At 68.3% G+C, this 539-nt stretch carries 1 protein-coding gene; it reads left to right on the forward strand.

Annotated features, from left to right (window positions below):
• On the forward strand, positions 1-539 hold a 539-nt coding region (locus CCN56_RS41050), incomplete at both ends, for a molybdopterin oxidoreductase family protein (protein ID WP_179200177.1).

Below are 539 nucleotides of genomic sequence, written 5' to 3' on the forward strand. Positions count from 1 at the left end.
CGCCGACCAGAACGGCGAGACCCTCGTCCCCACCCACTGCTGCTTCTGCGGCGTCCAGTGCGGCATGTACCTCCGCGTCGACCACCACGGCAAGGTCTTCGGCGTCGAACCCCGCAACCACGACATCAACCGCATGCGGCTCTGCCCCAAGGGCATCAACGCCTACCAGCAGGTCAACCACCCCGACCGGCTCACCGCCCCCCTCATGCGCCGCCATCGCGACGAGGAGTTCCGCGAGGTCAGCTGGGAGGAGGCCCTCGACCACACCGTCGCCGAGATCCGCCGCATCCAGGGCGAGTACGGCAACGACTCCTTCGGGCTCCTCGGCGGCGCCAGCCTCTTCTCGGAGAAGACCTACCTCGTCGGCAAGTTCGCCCGCGTCGCCCTCAAGTCCCGGCACGTCGACTACAACGGACGCCTCTGCATGGTCTCCGCCGCCGGAGCCAACAAGCTCTCCTTCGGCATCGACCGCGCCGGCAACCCCTTCTCCGACATCCTCCTCACCGACTGCCTCCTCATCGCCGGCTCCAACGTCGGCG

It is taken from the genome of Streptomyces sp. NRRL B-24572 (assembly GCF_002156145.1).
Classification (GTDB): Bacteria; Actinomycetota; Actinomycetes; order Streptomycetales; family Streptomycetaceae; genus Streptomyces; species Streptomyces vietnamensis.